Annotated in this window: 11 protein-coding genes and 1 pseudogene; 5 read left to right on the top strand and 7 right to left on the bottom strand. The window is 56.5% G+C overall.

What is annotated here, in order from left to right; all coding sequences use genetic code 11:
• The first annotated feature begins 1,253 nt into the window (after window positions 1-1,253).
• Together AC1ECN_RS36120 and metB are read left to right on the top strand one after the other, a co-directional pair.
• Window positions 1,254-1,586 (top strand): hypothetical protein, encoded by a 333-nt coding sequence (locus AC1ECN_RS36120; protein WP_222334008.1) that lies wholly within the window; start codon window positions 1,254-1,256, stop codon window positions 1,584-1,586.
• A 300-nt stretch (window positions 1,587-1,886) separates the two neighbouring features.
• Window positions 1,887-3,044, top strand: coding sequence for a cystathionine gamma-synthase (metB, locus tag AC1ECN_RS36115; RefSeq protein ID WP_222334010.1), 1,158 nt, complete (start codon window positions 1,887-1,889; stop codon window positions 3,042-3,044).
• A gap of 26 nt (window positions 3,045-3,070) precedes the next feature.
• On the opposite strand, the gene AC1ECN_RS36110 is transcribed toward metB, so the two are convergent.
• The 3 genes from AC1ECN_RS36110 to AC1ECN_RS36100 form a co-directional block, all read right to left on the bottom strand.
• Complete coding sequence (locus tag AC1ECN_RS36110; RefSeq protein ID WP_222318807.1) at window positions 3,071-3,676, bottom strand: Tim44/TimA family putative adaptor protein; 606 nt, start codon at window positions 3,674-3,676, stop codon at window positions 3,071-3,073.
• A gap of 135 nt (window positions 3,677-3,811) precedes the next feature.
• Complete coding sequence (locus AC1ECN_RS36105) at window positions 3,812-4,117, bottom strand: hypothetical protein (RefSeq protein ID WP_222334012.1); 306 nt, start codon at window positions 4,115-4,117, stop codon at window positions 3,812-3,814.
• A 1,298-nt stretch (window positions 4,118-5,415) separates the two neighbouring features.
• Window positions 5,416-5,784, bottom strand: coding sequence for a DUF488 domain-containing protein (locus AC1ECN_RS36100; protein WP_130685724.1), 369 nt, complete (start codon window positions 5,782-5,784; stop codon window positions 5,416-5,418).
• Between the two features lie 140 nt (window positions 5,785-5,924).
• Here AC1ECN_RS36100 and fsa point away from each other — a divergent pair, with 140 nt between their 5' ends.
• Entirely contained in the window at window positions 5,925-6,581 is a 657-nt protein-coding gene (fsa, locus tag AC1ECN_RS36095) for a fructose-6-phosphate aldolase (protein ID WP_477955733.1), read from the top strand.
• A gap of 497 nt (window positions 6,582-7,078) precedes the next feature.
• Window positions 7,079-7,900 (top strand): universal stress protein, encoded by an 822-nt coding sequence (locus tag AC1ECN_RS36090; protein ID WP_222334017.1) that lies wholly within the window; start codon window positions 7,079-7,081, stop codon window positions 7,898-7,900.
• A gap of 203 nt (window positions 7,901-8,103) precedes the next feature.
• Here the strand turns inward: AC1ECN_RS36090 and AC1ECN_RS36085 are convergent, their stop codons facing one another.
• Window positions 8,104-8,637: a uracil-DNA glycosylase family protein gene (locus AC1ECN_RS36085; RefSeq protein ID WP_477955736.1), complete on the bottom strand. Its 534-nt coding sequence runs from the start codon at window positions 8,635-8,637 to the stop codon at window positions 8,104-8,106.
• A 622-nt stretch (window positions 8,638-9,259) separates the two neighbouring features.
• Between AC1ECN_RS36085 and AC1ECN_RS36080 the strand changes: the two genes are divergently transcribed.
• Window positions 9,260-11,758 (top strand): NAD-dependent epimerase/dehydratase family protein, encoded by a 2,499-nt coding sequence (locus AC1ECN_RS36080; protein WP_222334018.1) that lies wholly within the window; start codon window positions 9,260-9,262, stop codon window positions 11,756-11,758.
• 128 nt (window positions 11,759-11,886) lie between these two features.
• Here AC1ECN_RS36080 and ctaD read toward each other — a convergent pair.
• From ctaD to AC1ECN_RS36065, 3 genes and pseudogenes are all read right to left on the bottom strand, one after another.
• Window positions 11,887-13,458: pseudogene (gene ctaD / locus AC1ECN_RS36075) on the bottom strand (cytochrome c oxidase subunit I); the annotation flags it as partial.
• A 630-nt stretch (window positions 13,459-14,088) separates the two neighbouring features.
• The gene (locus AC1ECN_RS36070; protein WP_222334020.1) at window positions 14,089-15,633 is read right to left on the bottom strand and encodes an FAD-dependent oxidoreductase; all 1,545 of its coding nucleotides are present in this window, start codon (window positions 15,631-15,633) and stop codon (window positions 14,089-14,091) included.
• 349 nt (window positions 15,634-15,982) lie between these two features.
• The gene (locus AC1ECN_RS36065) at window positions 15,983-16,282 is read right to left on the bottom strand and encodes a helix-turn-helix domain-containing protein (protein ID WP_222334022.1); all 300 of its coding nucleotides are present in this window, start codon (window positions 16,280-16,282) and stop codon (window positions 15,983-15,985) included.
• Window positions 16,283-16,504 lie beyond the last annotated feature (222 nt).

Raw genomic sequence — 16,504 nt, 5'->3', positions numbered from 1 at the left:
GAGTATTCAGAGGGAGGTTCGACCCGGGCTATTACTTCGAAGTCGCCAGGCATGTGGTGCTGGTCCGACCCAGGCACCGTCAATGTCCAATAATCAGGCTCTTCGCCGAAAACCGTAGAGACCTGGACCATTCGCCGGCCGCCTCCCTTGATAGGCCCCGCTCAATAAAACTCGTTCGGAACTAAACACTCTGCCGACATAGCAACAACTCCCACTCCGAGCGAAAGATAGCAGAAATTGCTTGATTTCGAACATCGTCAGGACGGCATCCCCAAGAGCCGCATCGCTGGCGATCCGAATGCCCTCCTAAGGAGGGCACGCACCATCGCGCATAGTCAGAGCGGTGAGATTGATCTGATGATCGATTCTGAGGAAGTTCCTGCTGTCATAAAGTCTATTCGGTCCTTGTTCCCTTGAAGTAGCTGTCTGACGACTCTGATCGCACAACGGCGGTATCGGAGCCCATTCAAGCCATAAATAACAGAGCTCCGCTTGCGCCCGAGGCGTTTGCCAGGACATTCATAACCTGTAGCGAATAGTCATTTTTGGTAAGCTCTTTTCGCTTGCCTTATCTGTCGCTCAAACGACGCTCCGCGGCATTCCCGCAGAAGACTTCAATGGCTGGCGACCTGCTCCAGCAACTGCCCCGCATTCTGTTCTCACCCTGCGATAGCGACGGCGGTTCGGAGGCTGCTACGTTTCGGCGAGCAGGTCGACGCAGCGGGCGAGGGTGCTTTGTCAACGCAGAAGTCTTGAAGTCGCGCCCCGCAGCCACGATTGCCTTGTCCAGAGAACGGCGTGGTCCTGCAGGGGTATCGCACGGGCGACCTCGGCCCGAAGCTCGTCGAGCGCCGTCGTCTTCAGGCTTTCAGCTCCGTTGTCTCCCGCGCCGCTCGGAGTTGTCCCCGTGCGGATGCCCTTTTCAACGGAATGCTCGTTCGGATACCAGTTACCCGTCCACTCAACCGCGGCAGCGCGTTGGCCGACGTTCAAGGTTCTCAAAGATCTGGAGTGTTGCCCGGTTCTCGCACCAATAAAATTGGAGACAATGAACGAGTAAATTCATTTGCTTACCAGGCATAACGACATCAAACTGCCTGTGACATCAACTAGAAGCATTGGCATTCGTGCCGCAGACTTGAACGCGATGTCGAATTGGCTTTTGAACTCATCAGCACGATTGGCCTGCTCTGGCCCGAGCAATGAAAACTAGCCGGCGACCATAACACAACGAAGCAAAAAGGAGATGTGCCATGTCAACGTTGTCCTCGCGCGATTTCGATTCTGCCGTGCTCTCTCCATCTGCTCCTGCTAAGCACTACTCAAGGTTAATAAAGTTCACCGACGAGATTGCCGAGCATGAGCCACACCAGGCCTCAACCTCGGTGGATATCTATTCGGATGATAACAACGAGTGGTACTGCCAAGTTTGCCGCGGGGGGCAAAAGACCCAGGCGATGGGTCCTTACTCCAAGCGACAGGCAGAGCGAGTTCAAGACGCTCGCAGGACTAGGATAGCAACAAAGGGCACCGCTTGGCTGATCTTTGAGAAAACAGAAGAGGGCGAAAGTGACGAGAGCGGCTGAGTGGTAGTGTCAGTCAAGACCTCGCCCTATTGGGCTGCTAGGGAATTCCCGGAGAACTCCGGTAAATGATACCTTGTCGTCCACTGAGACTCTAATAACGCGTCGTCTCTCCGAGGCATTTTGCCAGACCTCATGCCTTCCGGCGTATTATTCCTTGACTCAGCTCCTACAGCTTACGCGTCGGCGGCTCGAAAAGAAAGATCGCCCTCGGACGTGCCTCGCAACGGAGCGTTCGGCACTCAAATACAGGTAGTCTTTCGAACTGCCGACGACAAAATTCAAACGTATCGGAAACGCGAAATGGCAAGAGCGAAGTCATATCGTACAATTGCGGTTGCCAATGGCATTGCTGCAGACAAAGCGTTTGGCGCGGTCACGCCCCCCCTTTACCTGTCCAGCAATTTCGCCTTCTCAAAATTTGAGCAGTCGCAGGATTATGAATATACTCGAACCTCCAATCCGACGCGCGATGTTCTCGCTGATACCCTTGCTAAGCTGGAGGGCGGTTCAGGCGCTGTGGTCACACCCACGGGTATGTCGGCGATCCATCTTCTTCTTAGTCGCGTGCCGGCCGGTGGGCTCGTGGTCGCGCCACATGATTGTTATGGCGGAACTTACCGTCTTCTTGCAGCCTTGAAGGAACGCCATCAGTTGGATGTCGTTTTCATTGACCAAAGCGATAGCGCTGCCCTCACAAGCGCAATTCAAAGAGAACCCTCGCTAGTTTGGGTGGAGACGCCCAGCAACCCGCTCATGCGCGTCGTCGACATCTGCGGGATCGTCGAACTCGCGGGAGGATGGAACGTCAAAGTGGCGGTTGACAACACATTTCTCTCTCCCGCGCTTCAGCAGCCCCTGGGCCTTGGAGCGGACTACGTCGTCCATTCGACAACGAAATATCTCAATGGGCATTCAGACGTGGTCGGCGGCGCAATCGTTGCGTCCGATCCGTCTGAAGTCGAGGCCCTACGATCCTGGGCAAACATAACAGGCGCGACGGGTTCGCCATTTGATTCATACCTAACTTTGCGTGGCATCCGAACTCTGTTTGCACGGGTTGAGCGGCAGCAGTCCACGGCGTTGGTCATAGCAGATTTTCTCCTCCAGCATCCGGCGGTCTCCGCGGTCCACTATCCGGGTCTGCCCTCTCATCCAACACACGGCGTCGCGGCACGCCAGCAAAAAGGCTGGGGTGCGATGCTAAGCTTTGAATTGAAAGGTGGGATTGAAGCCGTTCGACCGTTTGTCGCTTCGCTCGGTATTTTCACGCTTGCTGAGTCGTTGGGAGGCGTCGAAAGCCTCGTTGCGCATCCGTCAACAATGACACATGCGGGGATGAGCGTCGAAGCACGGAGACTGGCAGGCATCACGGATGGATTGTTGAGAATGTCCGTTGGGCTGGAGGCTGAAGAGGGCCTGATTGACGACCTTACGCAGAGCCTGTCACTGATTGCCTAGAGGCTAGACCTCAACGTCGCGTGGTTTCAGGCAGTCGACAGCACCTGCCACGGCTGGTCAGGATTGGAAAGTTGCCGCGAGAACGTCCAGGTGTGATGAACCTGAACGACCTTCTTCGGGTCCCCGTCAATGATCGTATTCTCGCTCGATCGGGTAAAATGGACCACTTCGGGGGAGAACAGCACTGTCACGTGGACCCTCTCCGGTTCAACGGCGACACCCAAGATTGTCGGTGAGGGATCGCTGATCAGGATGAATTCCGAGAACTCGCGCCGTGTTTGGCGCGATTCAATCTCCTGCTCGAAAGTTACGAGTACAGTGGCGTCCAGCAACGGACGCAAAGTCTGAAGATCGCCAGCGATGAAAGCTTTAGTCACTATTTCATAGGTGTTCGCTGCATGGCTCAGGAAGTCTTCGGCAGTGAAGTCCGGATCGATATCGTGCAATACGTTTAGTGCCGACCGGGTCAGAGGTGTGCTCTCTGCATCCCGCAGTGCCAACTGTTGCTTTTTGGTTTCGCTCAGGTCGCTAGACGTTTTGTAGTTCTGTGAAGCCAAGTTCACGAGCATCCAGTAGAACAGGAACAAGGAAACGAGGTAGATAGTATTATTGAGGTTGATGGACTCGGTCACGGGATTGCCTCCAACGGAATTTCTGCATGCCTCCTCTCACTTAATGATCGGCAGCGAAGAAACCTGGTGGCGTGGTGGTGGAGAGGAGGGATACCATTCCAGTGTCGTCGAACCGCTGGGACACTTGCTGCACTCCTACAGGAGATCTTTGCCGCCGGGCCCCACAAACTCGATACGAAAACCCTGAGCTCGTGCGCTTTTGATAAATCGATCCGCGCTCAAGACATCAACGGTGATCCTTCCGCCCAGACAGTGACCGAACGGTTGACTTAGTTCCGTGCGGACCCAGGCATCGGCTCTTTCCGAGCGGATGGAAATCTCCCACTGATCGACCGTTTTGTGATTGAGCGCGAGATCGCAGTTACTGTGATGCGGCGCAGGGCATGCCGCTCCTGAATGCTGCGCTTCGCTTTTCCGTGAATGATTGAAATCGGTGAGCATCGGGACGCTCCTGCCTGTTCCTAGATTGAGAGCCATCAAGATCTCTTCGGCGGGACTGAGATCACTATCTGTTGTGATGATGTCTTTGGCTGCAGGACATCATTCTCCGGTCATTTCTCCGCCGAAGTATCGGATGCGAATAACACCTAACGCGGTGCTTGTGACGGCATGTCGCATTGCTGGTGGACGCGCAACGCGCAGCGCATCATCGTCAGCCGTCGATAGCGACCAATCTGTGCTGTTTTTCAAGGATATGCAAACGGAAGTTATTCTTGGTTAACCACAAAAATATTGCATTAAAAATGGAGCGCTGGCCAGGCGCACGCCTCATGTGACGAATGAGGAATACACCATCCGTTGAATGTTTGGTCGCGATAGTTTGTCGTTCCCGCCGTTTCAGTTCGATGGCGAATGGCTAAACGAACATCATTACGACGATCGCGCCGATGACAATCATGACAAGCCCCCTATCAACATGGGCAACAGACTGTTGTCCTGATCGACCTCCGAGTTTATTTGCTTTGTTACCGGCTCATCGTCAGTTGATTTATTCATTGCTTACCTCCATTCGAGAATACCTGCGGCGGTCCGGAGGTGCCTCGCCAGCATTGGCGGGTGACGAATGTCTCTCTCCTCCAGCCGATGCGGGGCGGGCTCTCCCTTCTTCGTCAGCTGACCAAGCGGCTCCGATCCTAAACAGACGCCTATACCCGCCGTCCGAGTGCTACGCCGGAACCCGGAACATAGCTCTCCATCGAAGAATCCCTGGAGCGTCAGCGCCACGTCAGCAAAGCGTGTAGCGGTCAAGGATGATCTGGAAGAAGGGCATCGCTTCGCCAAACATTCTCGGCATCGTCGCCAGGTACAGTCCAGTTGCACTGGTCTTAAAGACTCTGACCGACACCTAAGAACTGGGTTGAGGCGTCGAAGGACCGTAAGGTTGCACCCCGACGGTTCACAATCTAGTTCGAGCCCACAATCACCAGGTAAATGAACAATGTCAATACATGTTTCCGGCGGCTCCTATCCAGCGACATTCGCGCGCGAAACGGTTTTAGATCATGAAAACTGCACTAAACCGTTTCTTAAATTCATTTGTCTGTTGCTTGGCAGATGATAGGCTTGCATTCAATTGGTTGGGCTGACGCTTGCATTACCGATCGGAGAGACAAAAATCTTCGATCTTCATCAGCTTGTTTTCGCTGCATGTGAGGATCACTCAGCTTGGCAATCCTTAGCAAAATCCACGGCGTCCTCGATGCTGCGGACGACATGGAAACAATTGGAACATGATCTCTCTATCGGTGTTTCAGCAGCATCTCCTCAAGGACGACGGCGTCGTTATGCGTCTCGTCATGAGCCGAGTAGACGAGCGTGACCGTGCCCTCCGCCATCAGCGCGCGCAATCGGTCGAGTTCGTCACCATGCTCTTCAATTTCCGCCATATACCGCCGGCGGAATTCGACCCAGCGGGCTGGATCATGTCCGAACCATTTCCGAAGATCGGTGCTTGGCGCGAGCTCCTTCAACCAGTGATCGATCGCCGCTTCGGACTTCTTGATCCCGCGCGGCCACAGCCGATCAACCAACACGCGGATGCCGTCGTCGGCGGTCGGGGTCTCGTAAGCCCGTTTCAATTTCACTCTGTCGGAGATTTGTTTAGTCATCGACTTCGATCCTCGCTGTCCGTTGTTTTAAAGCATATAGGATGTGTGATCACGACTGCGAGAGTAATATCAGCCCCTGAACCAGGATAAAGAACTCCATTTATCAACTGATGGAGGTATTCACCTTGAGGAGAAGGACAATGAAGTTTTTCATCGATACAGCCGATACTGCTGAAATCAGCGAGCTCGCCGCGGCGGGCTTTGTCGACGGAGTGACCACAAATCCTTCGCTGATCGCAAAGACCGGCCGACMGTTCAAGGATGTGATCAAGGAAATCTGCCAAATAATAGACGGTCCGGTTTCCGCTGAAGTTACGGCGAAAGACATCGAAGGCATGATCGCCGAGGGAGAGCTCTTGGCGAGCATTGCGGCCAACGTCGCCGTCAAGGTGCCATCTACGTGGGATGGATTCATGGCATGCCGGGCACTCAGCACGCGCGGGCTGACGGTCAACGTTACCCTCTGCTTTTCAGCCAACCAGGCGCTGCTCGCAGCCAAAGCGGGCGCGACCTTCATTTCCCCATTCGTCGGAAGGCTCGATGATCTGGGGTTGAATGGCATGGAGGTCGTCCGAGAAATCCGTACAATTTACGACAACGATAAATCCTTGAAAACGGAAATTCTGGCGTCTTCAATTCGCACGGCTCTGCATGTGAAGGAGGCCGCGATGGCTGGTGCAGACATTGCGACCGTGCCGCCGGCGGTGCTTAGAAACCTTGCCAAACACCCGCTGACAGAGAAGGGTTTAGCATCCTTCCTCGCCGACTGGGATAAGACAGGGCAGGCGATCCTGTGATCGCTCAACATGGCATCGTTGACAAATTCAGCAACCATCGCAGCTGACGCAATCCCCGCGCCGAAGCTCGTCGGGTGCATTGAATGAGGCAATCGCTGCAACGTCCAATATTGTGCTGCGGGGCTGCGAGGCGGCCGATCATGCCTGCTTTTGTCTCACGCGGTTCGATGTTCCAAAGAAGTGTGACCTGTTCCTCGGCCGCGGACAATTCCGGCTGCCGAGAACAGTCCGACGGCAGTTCATCTTTCGGTCGCCAACAGTTCACAACTGAGGAGAGCGCCCGGACGGCCGATGAATCGGAGGTGCCTGTCTCTAATATTCGGCGGTCGCAAAACGAAATTTCCGTCCGTTGCGGCACCCTTTGCTACACAAAAATTGCACTAAACCGGTGATTAAAATCGTTTGCGCGATGCCGAGTAAAGGGCAAAACTAGCGCATATCCCGCTTTGGATCCGCACTCTCCCCGCGCCGCTTGCTCGTTCATGGACGGAAGTCAAATGACCTACAAGTCAATCGTACTCAATCTCAACATCGACGGTATGGTTGCCCCTGTCATTAAGCTCGGTGTCGAGCTGGCCCGGCGGTTCGATGCGGTCTTGATTGGATTTTCGGCTGCCGATGTTCCGCCGCCCATCGTGATGGAAGGAGGGACGACCTTCGTAGATGAAAGCATGACGCGCCAGCTTCAGAACATCGCACGACGGATTGAGGACATTCGCGCGGAATTCGGAGGTCTTGCTGGCACAGCGGTTGAGACGGAATGGCGTGGTGCGGTGGGCAATCCGACCCGTTTGCTGATCAACGTGGCGTCTGCGGCCGATCTCATCGTCACCGCGTCGCCCGAGAGTGTCTTTTCTGGCAACGTTCATCGCTCCCCTGATCTAGGCAATCTCATCCTTCAGTCAGGACGACCTGTATTCGTCGCCGCGGCCGATCAGAAAAGTATCCGGCTCAACAAAGTCATTGTTGGGTGGAAGAATACGCGTGAAGCCAGGCGTGCTGTTGTCGACGCCATGCCATTTCTGCGACTAGCTCAGGAGGTTCGCATCCTTACGATCAACGAAAAGGCCACTGATGCGATTTGGAACAGCCTGAACGATGTTGTCGCCTTCCTTTCCCGCCACGGCGTACAGGCGAAGGTGGAGATATTTCCGGAAAAATCTGACGGTGGAACGATCGTCGATGTGGCCGATGCAATGGATGCGGACCTGATCATATCCGGCGGCTACGGCCACAGCAGACTGAGGGAGTGGATTTTCGGTGGGGCCACCCGCTCGCTGCTCGAAAATGACCGGTTGAATCGGGTCATGTCGCATTGATCACTTGTGCCGCGTGTGCACGACCGCGGGGTCACGACTGAAAAAGATCTGAGTTCAGAGAGTTTCGGTGCGGCAAAATCGTTTTCCTCTGCCCGACAATCCGGGTGAGTACATTCCGGGCAGAGCGATGACGAAGCGGTTAGAGATTAGGAATCGGGTGAGTTGGAACACCAGGACTACCACCGAGTTGATCAATAGAGTCATCATGACGCCGGCTGGTGAGGGGTAGCAGCGCCGCCCAATATGGCAGCAATCCGGTTGCGTAGATGAGGAGCCAGCTCCTCCTCGAACCAAGGGTTGCGGCGCAGCCAGACTGTACTGCGCCACGAGGGATGAGGCAGCGGGATCACTGCGGGACCATGAACGCGCCATGCGCGGACGGTCGCGGTCATCGAACGCCCCGAAGCGTGTTGCAACGCCCACCGTTGAGCGTAACCGCCGACCAGAAGCGTCAGTTCCACTTTCGGAAGACACGCCAGAAGCGACCGTCGCCAGAGCGCGGCGCAGCGCGGCGGTGGCGGGTAGTCGCCGCCTTTCGAATTGGTCCCGGGGAAGCAAAAGGCCATAGGGGCCACGCAAATTCGCGGGTCTGTATAGAACGCATTGCGATCCAACCCAAGCCACTGGCGCAAGCGATCGCCCGAGGGATCATCGAATGGAAGACCGCTCTCATGCACGCGTCGTCCCGGTGCCTGGCCGCAAATCAAGAGGCGCGTCTCAGTGGTTACCTGAACCACCGGGCGTGGTTCGTGTCCGAATTCCGTAGCACACGCTCGACACGCACGGATTCTCGCAAGCAGCGCGTCAAGTTGCGCCTCTTCCAACCCTGTGCGTGTTTCGCGGCTCGGCAGGTCGAATTTAGTTGCAGCAGTCTCCACCGTCGCTCCGGTCCTATTGCCGCTCTGCTCTCTGATCGGTGCAGGCTGGCCAATTATGAATGTAGGAACTTGAGTTGGATTCGACCAGCTGCCACCTGCGCCGCGCGACCGTTCGCCACGCCGGTCTGAGTTCGTTAGCAGGTGGGCGACGCGACAGAAATCCTTGGTAGCGAGGGAGTCTTAGCAACAAGATTGGTGTATTCAAATTCGCATTAAAATCGTTTTTGTTGAGGGATGAGATGCCATACGCTCGGTCTAAGGCCTTGAGCGAATGACGTCTTGTGGCGAAGCGCTGCCTACCGGATTCGCCCTCGTCGTGTCGTCAAACTGCAGGCGCTTCCTGTCCGACAAAGTCGCACCGCACGATGAGACTGCTTGTGACTGTGTGGCAGACCACGGACTGGTAGACAGTTCCATATCGTACTGACGCGGTTGTCAGGCCGACTTAACTTTGCCTGGAGCGAAATCAGGGTTTAACATCATGTCAGCGGGTTCCACCTTTGCAACAGTCACGGATACACGGCCCGTTATTCTGATTACCGGTGGAACCGGAAACCTCGGACGTTCGATCGCTCGAGCACTTGGTCCGGATTACCGCATCGTTGCACTCGATCGGATGGCACATGATGCAGACATCCCGGTATTTGAATTCGACATTAGATCTGACGCTTCCGTCGAGCTCGCCCTTTATAGGTTCCGCGATATGTTCGGCGAGCGTATCGCCAGCGTCATCCATCTCATTGCCTTCTTTGACTTTTCCGGCGAAGACGACCCGCGTTACCAATCCGTCAACGTCGAGGGTACTCGTCGCCTTCTGAGCTCGTTGCAACGATTCGATGTTGGGCAGTTCGTCTATGCAAGCACCATGCTCGTGCACGCTCCGTGCAGGCCCGGAGAGCGCATTGACGAGCGCCAGCCGATTGATCCGCGCTGGGCATACCCGAAATCAAAAGCCGCGGCCGAAGAAGTGGTCCGCGCCGAGCACGGAAAAATCCCATACGTCATTCTGCGGCTGGCAGGTGTTTACGATGAGCGCACAATGGTGCCGACGGTGGCCAACCAAATTGCACGAATTTACGAGCGGGAATTCCAGAGCTACTTCTATTCCGGCAGCACCCTTGTTGGCCAATCAATGCTGCATCGCGAAGATATGGTCGACGCCTTCCGACGCGCCGTCGAGCGCCGCGCAGAGTTGCCGCAGGAAACTGCGATCCTGATCGGGGAGCCAGATGCGATTGGCTACGATGCTCTCCAGGACAAACTTGGCTATCACCTTCACGGCAAAGACGATTGGCCAACACTGCGCTTGCCAAAGTTCTTAGCCGCGGCGGGCGCGTGGATGCAAGGTAGGCTGGAGCCACTGATACCGGATGTCATCGATCAGGGTGAGGAACCATTCATCAGGCCGTTCATGGTTGGCATGGCCGATGACCACTACGCGCTCGATATTCGGCGCGCGCGCGACCTGCTTGGCTGGGAGCCGCGACATCGGTTGACCGACGAACTGCCTCGGCTCATCGCCACTCTCAAGGCCGACCCCGCCGACTGGTATGACGCCAATCGCGTCGCACCTCCGGCGTGGTTCGGCGAGGCCGCGGGTGCCGGAAAAAACGCTGAACTTTTGAGGGTTCAGCGCAAAGCACAGATCAAAGCCGAGCACGGCGCAAGCCGCTGGGCGCATTTCGTCAATATCGGCCTCGGCACCTGGCTTCTCACGCAGCCGGCGCTGATAGACGTTTCCGAGCCGCTTCTGCGCAGAAGCGAAATGGCACTCGGCGTCGCGCTCATCGTTTGCGCCGTGCTGGCGTTGTCTTGGCGCGCGTTGTGGGCGCGCTGGCTCTGCGCCGGCATCGGCGCTGTGGTCATGGCTGTACCGTTCGTGTTTTCGACGGCGAACGCCACAGCGTATCTCTCAGACACGCTCGTTGGGGCCCTGATCTTCGGCTTTGCGGTCTGCACCAAACCCGAGCCCGGTCCTTCGGCGGTGGCCGCGCTGACCGGTCCGAGCGTCCCCCCCGGGTGGAGCTACAACCCGTCCGCCTGGACCCAGCGCTTGCCCATCATCGTGCTGGCCCTGATTGGCCTATATGTTTCGCGATATCTCGCCGGTTACCAGCTTGGCTATATTTCGGAGGTATGGGACCCATTTTTTGCTGGCTCGACGTCTGATCCGCAAAACGGCACCGAGGAGATTATCACTTCCTCGGTTTCGAAAGCCTGGCCGGTCTCCGACGCAGCCGTCGGCGGTTACACTTATCTGCTCGAGATTCTGACTGGTATCGTCGGCTCGCGCATGCGCTGGCGTACGATGCCGTGGCTGGTCGTGCTGTTCGGCCTGATGATTGCACCGCTCGGTATCACTTCGATCGTGTTCATTATCATTCAGCCGGTTGTCATCGGCACGTGGAGCACCATCGCGCTGATCGGGGCGGCGGCAGTCCTTGTGCAGATTCCCTATTCGCTCGACGAACTGCTGGCGACGCTGCAATTCATGCGTCGCCGGATCAAAGCAGGCCGGAACTGGCTGCGCGTGCTCCTTTTTGGCGACACCGACGATGTGCCGGAGAGCGGGGCGGATCAACCCTTCCAGGACGAGTTCGACCGCTCCCCGGGGGCCGTGTTGAAGAGTATGATTGGAGGCGGTGTCAGTCTCCCATGGGCGCTGGCTCTTTCTGCGTTGATCGGCCTGTTCTTGCTTTTCACGCGCCTGACGCTCGGTGCGGAAGGGAACATGGCGGATGCGGACCATGTGATCGGCGCGCTTGTTCTGACCGTAATTTCGATCGCCGCCGCGGAAGTCGCGCGGCCGGCTCGGTACCTGAATGTGCTTCTAGGGTGCGCACTATTCATCACGCCGTTCGTCTTTGAAGCGAGCTTTGTTGGGACACTCGCGAGTATCGCGGCCGGGGCCGCCTTGATCTTGCTCAGCGTGCGTCGAACTCCAATAAGGGAGCGTTACGGGAATTGGAAACCTTATTGAGCGGAGCGCCGTGCTTGGCAATCGCTGCTTAATTTCTCCCGACTCAGAATTTTCAGAGGGTGATCACCGCGCGTTTCATCGCGACCGGCCGAATAACGTATGAAAAAGAACGGCCCACATAGAGACCGTTAAAGAATGCGCGGCAGCTGGTCCCATTGATGGAAAGGCGGCGGCGAGGGCAAATGCCACTCGAGCGTCGTTGCCCCTTCGCCCCATGGATTCGCCCCTGCCTGACGTTTTCGACTGAAAGCCTCCGCGACCGTTATAAAGAAGATAATAAGCCCGACCGCCGAAATGTACGACCCGATCGAAGACACGAAATTCCAACCCTCGAACGCGTCGGGATAGTCGGCATAGCGCCGCGGCATGCCAGCCAAACCGAGAAAATGCTGAGGGAAGAAGGCGAGATTGACGCCTATCAATGTCAGCCAAAAATGCAGCTTGCTGAGCGTTTCGCTGTACATGTAACCGGTCATCTTCGGAAACCAGTAATAGAAGCCGGCGAAAATGGCAAAGACGGCACCCAGCGACAGCACATAGTGAAAGTGAGCGACCACAAAGTAAGTGTCGTGAAACATGCGATCGATGCCGGGGCTGGCAACCATGATCCCGGTGACGCCTCCGATCGTGAAGAGCAGAACGAAGCCGAGAGCCCAGAGCATGGGTGTCTTGAAATCGATCGATCCGCCCCACATGGTTGCAAGCCATGAAAACACCTTAACGCCAGTCGGAACAGCGATAACCATCGAGGCGAAGGCGAAATAGCGCTGGGTGTCCACAGATAAGCCAGACGTATACATATGATGGGCCCAGACGACGAAGCCGATCGCGCCAATCGCCACCATTGCATAGGCCATGCCGAGATACCCGAAGATCGGCTTCCTGGCGAACGTCGAGATGACATGGCTGATGATCCCGAAACCAGGCAGGATCATGATGTAAACCTCGGGATGACCGAAGAACCAGAACAGATGTTGGTAGAGGATCGGATCTCCGCCGCCTGACGACGCGAAGAAGGTTGTCCCGAAATTGCGGTCGGTCAGAAGCATTGTGATCGCACCTGCCAGCACCGGCAGGGATATGAGAAGCATGAAAGCCGTCACCAGCATCGACCAAGCGAACAAAGGCATCTTGTGCAGCGTCATGCCAGGCGCACGCATATTGAGGATGGTCGTGATGAGGTTAATCGCGCCGAGAATCGAGGAAGCTCCTGCAAGGTGGATCGACAGGATGACGAGATCGACCGCGGGCCCGGGCTGGCCGTCCGTCGAATAGGGTGGATAAAGCGTCCAGCCCCCGCCATGGCCGAACGTGCCGGGCGCTCCTGGAACGAATATTGAGGTGATAAAAAGGATAAGCGACGCCACTAGCAGCCAAAACGAGACATTGTTCAAGCGTGGAAAAGCCATGTCTGGCGCGCCGATCATGATTGGCACCATCCAATTGCCGAAACCACCGATAAGCGCGGGCATGAGGACGAAAAAGATCATGACCAGCCCGTGGGCGCTGACAACAACGTTATAGACACCCGGATCGTCAAATATCTGCAGGCCCGGCTTCTGAAGCTCCATGCGGATCAATACCGAAAGTGCGGTACCGAGAACGCCGGCCAGGATCGAAAATAATAGGTAGAGCGTCCCGATATCCTTATGGTTGGTCGAGAAAAACCACCTAACGAGAAACCTCGGCTTGTGATGATCCAAGGCTGGCGCTGGGTTAGACATAATTTGCTTCCTGCTTGTCATGACGGCACGCCCGCGGATTCACAATCGAAGACGTTTCCAGTCCGGAATGTGCGTCTTTGGATCGATGTTCTGCTGCGGGCGGAGCAGACGCGGATGTTTACCGTTGTTAAACAAATCAACGTCTTCCTGATCGGACATTGCTCCCATTGGAGTAAGGTTGATATCGGTCAGGAATTTGAGCTTGGCAGCTCAAGAACTAGATAGCAAACGCAATTAAATGTACGATGGATGCAATATTATTGCGGTGAAACGGAGAGCGCCGTGGAGCGCGCGCTTCATAGTAGTTCGTTCTAAGGGAATTTCTTGAAGTCGCCCATCGATGCTACTTTTTCAATAGACGAGGAAGTATCCAACACGTCGACGAAGAACGGTTCAGCCTAAATCGCGATGACGCCTGGAGGGATGAGGTCGAGCTGTGTCATCTTCGCTGCGGTAGCCGGTCGCGCCAGAGATGAGGATGATGAGCCGCGTGCCTCAGGTCGAACTAGAAGACAGCGCAATGCTGCTACAAGCCTCTGTCTCCAGCGAAGATGCCAACGTTTGATGTCGCGTGCCGCAGCATCTTTTAGCTTCTATCTCCTGTCTCTACGTGGGTAACATCCGATTGGCCATCGCCCGCTCGAACTCAAGTTCGGCGCGAACTCCAGCCAAATCCCGATGAACAAAGGCGGCGGCCACCTTCTCGCCGCCGCGTCGATACGTGACCGTGCAGTCATTTTCTGCCAAATTCCCGTCGATCTCCGTCTCGTCCCATCCTTCAGCATGACCGACGTAGGCTAGACTGAGATTGTACTGTTCTGTCCAAAAGAACGGTACGCAATCAAATCGCTCGCGTTGACCGAGCATGTTGCGGGCAGCGGTCTGACCCTGGCGCTCGGCAACCACCCAATGTTCGACTCGAAAGTTCTCGCCGGTAAGTCGGTCGGGCCATCGGGCGATGTCGCCGGCGGCGAAAATCCTCGGGATACTGGTCTCCAGGTATGTATCGACCATTACTCCGCGATCGAGCTTCAACCCGGCTTGCCGAGCCAATGTTAGGTTTGGGCGCACGCCAATTCCTGCGACGACAAAGTCGGCTTGGAGAACCTCGCCATTCTTCAGCATGACGCCATTCGCGCCGATCGCGGCTGCCGTCGTGCCGAGGTGGAAGGTTACGCCACGGCTTTCATGAAGCGCTTGGATGTGCTGGCCGAGGTCGTCCCCGAGAACCCGTTGCATGGGGATTGCTCCGGGCCCGACGACATGCACCGCGATACCCCGAGCGCGGAGGGAAGCGGTGACTTCGAGACCAATAAAGCCAGCGCCGAGCACCACGGCCCGACGGGACTCCACTGCCTCGGCGGTCAGTGCGTGGGCGTCCGCAAGCGTTCGCAAATGGTGGACAGGAGGGCGTCCGTCATCGGCGTTTAGCCGCACCGGATCTGCCCCTGTGGCCAGCAGGAGGGCGTCGTAGGGATATCGGGTCCCGTCGGTGAGTTCTACGTGCCGCGCCTTTGCGTCAATAACGCTCACCTGCGCCCGCAGCTTCAGATTGATGTCCTGCGCCTGGTAGAATTCAGGTGAGCGTAGCGGATTCGAACTGTCTGGCGCCGTCCCCGCGAGATAACCCTTCGACAGATTGGGTCGGTCATAAGGGCCTGCCTCATCGGCGCTCAGCATGGTCACACGCCCGTCGTAGCCCTCATTCCTCAGGGTTTCAGCGGCCGCGTGGCCGGCAGCGCCGCCGCCGACGATCACGATCGACCCGGGCAGACCGGAGCGGGCTGGAAGCGATCGACGCGCCACCGGGGCGCGCCGCGCCCGAACCCTTATGTGACCGTCAGCCTGTTCGACGTCATAACACGGGATTGGTGAAAAAGCTGGTGCACGGAGCGCCTCCCCGGTGCGAAGACTGAAGCAAGCATGATGCCAGGGGCAACGAACTGTATCCTCCACCAAGAGTCCGCCATCCAACGGCGCGCCGTAGTGAGTGCACACCGATCCCACGGCGAATACTTCCTCGCCCCGGCGCGCAAGCAACACATGCTCGTCGCCGGCACGACCGGCGAGCATGCCGCCGTCGGCAAGTTGGCTCGTCGGGATGCCGACGCCGAAGTCAAGCTTTTGGGAATCATTTGTCTTGGAGCTCATAAGAGGCCTCTCACTGGCATGGCTACACCGGCTGCGGTGCGCGACGTAAATCACCGCGTCGCACTGATGCGCTCGTCCTTTCGAATTCTCAGCCCGCTCCCTAACAGAGAAACCGCCAGCGATGACGTCCAGTCACGCTCCTGGCACACGAGGCGTGCAGAGAGTGCGGGAGCGCGCTTGCGTGGTCCCATTGGCTGAGGGAGGTTCGGCTAACTCTCCGGAGCGTAACGCAACCGACACTATAACGAATTGACCTTTGAGTGCAATTATATTGCACCGAATTCCAACGCTTCCGGACAAACCGGCCGCGCGGCATGTATCACGCCGTTTTTCTGGGCCGATCGCGTACCTATGGCACTCGGTCAGGTGCAACTATCCCGCCTTCATTCTCCAATATGGCGATACGTTTAGCATCAGATCTCGTAAATTTCAGACGCACACCGATGCCGCGGCCGTTGTCAGAAATGAAGACCGCGCCGGCCTGTTCCAACGCTGCTTGCAAGGCAGACACTTCCTCATCGGTTGGTTCCGTGAGTTTACTCTCAAAACGCAAGATGCTCTCGATGCTAACACCTGCGGACATTGCGAGGCGTTCGCGCGAGAAGTCGATTAGTGCGCGCGCCGCCCGACATTGCGAACCGTTGATCATAATTCACCTTCCCCAGCAAAACATCAGCGCAACTTTCGCCCGGGCTGATTTCAACGCGAGCTCGTGACCACATTGTTGCTGCAACTACCAATCGTCCGTTTGCGCTGCCGATTATATCGTGTTTCCGGCAAACCGTCTGGGCCAACCGCAAGGCCGAGACGGGCCGTGCGAATTGGTGCCAATAAACATTTTTCCTCTGGAAATATCGTCGTCCTTCGGAAA

The sequence above is a fragment of the Rhizobium sp. 01N447_2 genome (assembly GCF_056399245.1).
This window is presented reverse-complemented; position numbering and strand designations above follow the sequence as displayed.